This window comes from Frankia sp. CeRuru1, assembly GCF_977966315.1.
The window spans coordinates 4,967-9,005 of sequence record NZ_CDWWEW010000236.1 but is presented as its reverse complement, the minus strand read 5'-3'; the positions used below and the strand labels follow the sequence as shown (position 1 = coordinate 9,005).

3 protein-coding genes and 1 pseudogene are annotated in these 4,039 nt (G+C 68.4%); all 4 read left to right on the top strand.

The genetic code is table 11. From position 1 onward, the window contains the following. Positions 1–156 (top strand): annotated as a pseudogene (locus AC08OP_RS16405) (response regulator); the annotation flags it as partial. Positions 157–363: 207 nt separating this feature from the next. After that, positions 364–852 (top strand): hypothetical protein, encoded by a 489-nt coding sequence (locus AC08OP_RS16400; RefSeq protein WP_476615000.1) that lies wholly within the window; start codon positions 364–366, stop codon positions 850–852. A 1,102-nt stretch (positions 853–1,954) separates the two neighbouring features. Continuing rightward, a complete protein-coding gene (locus AC08OP_RS16395; RefSeq protein ID WP_476614999.1) occupies positions 1,955–2,677 on the top strand; it encodes a YcnI family copper-binding membrane protein in 723 nt (240 codons plus the stop codon). 29 nt (positions 2,678–2,706) lie between these two features. Beyond that, a partial coding sequence (locus tag AC08OP_RS16390; RefSeq protein WP_476614998.1) for a copper resistance CopC/CopD family protein occupies positions 2,707–4,039 on the top strand: 1,333 nt, incomplete at its 3' end.

The following is a 4,039-nucleotide window of genomic DNA, read 5'->3' as shown; positions in this document are numbered from 1 at the left end:
CGCCCCGACACCCGGGTGCTCTACATGTCCGGCTACGCCCACCCGGTCCTCACCACCCAGGGGAAACTTGATCCCGGTGTCATCCTGCTCGAAAAGCCCTTCTCCGAACGGGTCCTGCTCGCCAAAGTCCGAGAAGCCCTCGACCCTCCGACCTGACCACGAATCAACCAGGACCCACCTCAACGGCCAGGATATTTCCTTTCTTCCCCGTTGATAAGACATATCCGTTAGCCGGCGCTTTCGTCGTCGCTCGTCCTGCCGCGCGGCCCTGGTCACGGGTGGTGGTTTCTGCGGTTGACAGTCTCTGCCCGCGTCATAGGCTCAGCCGTGGGACGGATGCCCGACCGGGGTAGAGTGATGATAATGAATCAGCAGGAAGCGCAGCAGGTGGAGCGCGTGCTGCGGCAAAACTGGCAGCAGATCCGATACCAGATCCTTGACCAGTTCGCCGAGGTAAACGCGTCGGACCTGGACGCAGCCTCGAGCGTCGACGACCTTGTTCAGCGCATCGCCGACAGGTCGCACTACAGCGACAGGTACGTGGAAAGCAGGATACGCGAGCTGGTGGGTGTTGCGGCGGGCGCAGGCGCCGGTCCGGCAGCGCAACCCACCGCAGCGGCGCAGGCTGCGGCCGAGCAGGCCCCAGCGCCAGCCGCGGCCGAGCAGCCGGCCGCCGGGGGCCAGGCGGAGCAGCCCACGGCGGAGCAGGCCGGGCAGCGGTTCGGCGGGCAGCAGCCGTTCACCGCGGGCCAGGCGGAGCAGCCCACGGCGGAGCAGCCCACGGCGGAGCAGCCCACGGCGGAGCAGGCCGGGCAGCGGTTCGGCGGGCAGCAGCCGTTCACCGCGGCGTAGCCGCCGAGGCGGACCGGAGGGTGGGGTGCCGTCCAACGACGGAAAGCACCCCACCTGCCGGACGTCTGCGGTAGGCGGGAGTACTCGAAGGCGCCTTCGAGTGGCTGGAGGTGCTTTCCTGCCCGGGATCCGCCGCCCGTCATTCCTCAGTGCCCGACGGCGGCAGTGCCCGACGGCGGCAGACTCCGTATCGGTGGATCGGCATCGGCCAGCTGGATAGGCCTGGGCTTTCTGGCCTCGGGCATCGTGTTCACGGCGATCATCGCGGTGCCCGCGGCTGCCTGGTGGCGGTTCGGGTTGAATGAGGTCGTCGCCCCAGATCATCAACCCCAGTCGCACGGTTCCGGGGGTGTGGCCATGGCCGCGGCGGGCATGGCAAGCTTGCTCGTCGTGGCAACAGGGTGCGAGGTGGACAGGGGAACGGCCCGGTTGGGCCGAGCCGTGGTGTTCGCCTCGTCCTCGGTGTGTCTGGCCTGGGCAGCGCACGTCTCTGGCGGGGCGCCGCGGCCAGCCGCTGGGATCATGCTGGTTGCGGTCCTCCTCCTCACCCGGGTGGCGTTCGGGTTCGCGGACCGCGAGCGAGGAGTCGCTGCGCTGCTCGCGGGTCTGGGGGTGACGCAGATCGCCCTCCATGTCACCTTCGTACTTGCGCATCCGCACACCCACCTGGCCAGCGGTCCGAGCCTGGATGTTCCGATGACGGCGGCCCACGGCATTGCCGTGGGCTGTGTGGGATTGATGCTTCGTCACTCCGAGCGGGCTGTGTGGTGTGCGGCCGGACTGAAGCCGCGCACCGTTGTGGCCCTGTTGCTGTATCCGGTGACCGTTGCCGTCGTTCCGCCTGTCCCACCCACCGTGAAGATCAACCTTCGGAAGCGGGCGCCGAGACCGCACGCTCGCCCCCTTGGCCGTGGCGCACGGCGTCGGGGACCACCCGCTTCCCCTTCTCCGGGGTTGACGTCACGGCGAGCGTTGACGTCACGGCGAGCCTGGTAGACGAGTTCCCCTGGCGGGCTCATCTGCCCGACGAGCGACCCCGGCGCGAGCAAGGCAAGGCATCTTCAGGTGGTCCCACGCGCCGTGGGACGTTCGAAGGGATCTTATGTACCGCAACGTTCGGCGTGCCGGCATGCTTGCCGGCACTGCCGCGGCAGCGATGTTCCTCCTGGCCGGACCGGCGTCCGCCCATGTCACGGTGCAGCCGCCGACGGCTGCCGCGGGCAGCTACGCCACCTTGTCGTTCAAGGTCCCCACGGAGAAGGACACCGCGTCCACGACCGGGTTGGACGTCCAGCTTCCCACCGACACCCTGATCGTGTCCGTGTCGGTCCAGCCCAAGGCGGGGTGGACACACAAGATCACCAAGGCGGCTCCGCCGAAGCCGCTCATGACGGACGACGGAGAGGTCAAGGAGGTCGTCACCAGGATTGCCTGGACGGCGCAGGGGGATGGCGGGATCAAGCCCGGGGAGTCCGACACCTTCACCGTCTCCGCCGGGCCGCTGCCCGAAAACACCGACCACATTGTGTTCAAGGCGTTGCAGACCTACTCCGATGGTTCGGTCGTGCGGTGGGTCGATGTCGCCGCCCCCGGCGCCCAGGAGCCTGAGAAGCCAGCGCCGATCCTCACGCTGACAGCATCCTCCCCGGGGTCCGGTGGGCATGGCGCGGCCACGGTGCGGTCGGACGAAGCCGCATCGGCCTCCGACGATTCCGACGATTCCGACGGGACGGCGCGTGGCCTGGGGATTGCCGGTCTCGTCCTTGGCGCACTCGGGTTGCTTGCCGGTGGATTCGCGCTGATCTCTTTGCGGCGGCGCGCCTAACCGTCGTGCGCCGCATCCCGGTGGTGGCCGTGACGTTCCTGGTCATGGCCACCACCTCCATCGGTCTCGGCCTCGGGGTCCCGTCGGCGTCGGCGCATGCCCTTTTGACGGGTAGCGACCCCGTGGACGGCGCGGCACTCGACGTCGCACCCGCACGGGTAAACCTTGACTACAGCGAGTCGGTGCGGGTCTCGCGCGATTCGATCCGGGTGCTCGATTCCGCGGGTAGGCGGGTCGATGATGGTCGTGCCGGATCTGGTCCCAAGGCCTCGCAGGCGACGGTCGCGCTCCGGCCGGGGCTGCCGAACGGCACGTACGTGGCGAGCTGGCGTGTCATCTCGGCGGATAGCCATCCTGTTTCCGGTGCGCTCGCCTTCGGTGTGGGCGGGCCGCCGGAGGCCGCCGCGGCGGCCTCCGGCACATCGGGCTCCTCGACGGTGGGCGTCGTCTTTGCCGTGGCGAGATTTCTCGGATACGCCGCGACGGCCCTGTTGCTGGGCGTCTGTTTCTTTCTGATAGTGCTCTGGCCGACAGGTCTTCGTGCGGCCGGCCCCGGCCGGCTGTTGATGGCAGCGTGGGGATTATCCGTTTTTGCGGCCTTCGCGCAGCTGCTGCTGCAGGGCCCCTACGCTGCCGGGCTCGGCCTCGGGGGACTCGGGCAGTGGTCGGTTCTGTCGACCACCCTGGCGGATCGGTTCGGTCACCTGCTGCTGATCCGCCTGCTCACTCTTGCTTTGATGGTGCCTCTCGTGCGGCGGCTGTTGCGAACCGGATCGGTGGATCTGCGGGGAAACGGGGAGCTCGCCGGTCTCGGTGTCGTGGTGGCCGTGACGCTTGCCATGATCGGTCATGCCAGCGCCGGCGACCTGGCTTGGCTGGCTACCACCAGCACGACGGTGCATGTGATCGCCATGTCGGTGTGGATCGGTGGTCTGGTGATGATTGCCGGTTTCCTGGTGCGCCGCGCATCGGCCACCGAGCTGGCGGAGGTCCTTCCCCGGTGGTCGAAGATCGCGGTTGTGGCCGTTGCCGCCGTGATGGTCAGCGGGGTCTTCCAGGGCTGGCGTGAGGTCGGCCCGCCACGGGCCCTGATTGATACCAGCTATGGTCGACTGCTGGTGTACAAGGTGTGGCTGGTCCTTGGAATGATCGCTCTCGGCGCTCTGGCGCGGCAGTGGGTCCGCCGGCAGTACAGAACGAAGAGAGATCAGCCGGCCGGCCGGCCGGACCGCTCGCCGGATACCGTTCTGCTTGCCGGGCTGCGGCGGGGTGTCATGGCGGAAATCGTGGCCGGGGCTGTCGTGCTGGGGATCACGGCTGGGTTGGTGAACATGGTACCGGGACGTCCCAGCTATTCACCGC

Excerpts from the sequence above, each read along its gene's own strand:
- AC08OP_RS16400 (WP_476615000.1), top strand. The coding sequence starts at position 364 with ATGAATCAGCAGGAAGCGCAGCAGGTGGAGCGCGTGCTGCGGCAAAAC.
- AC08OP_RS16395 (WP_476614999.1), top strand. The coding sequence starts at position 1,955 with ATGTACCGCAACGTTCGGCGTGCCGGCATGCTTGCCGGCACTGCCGCG.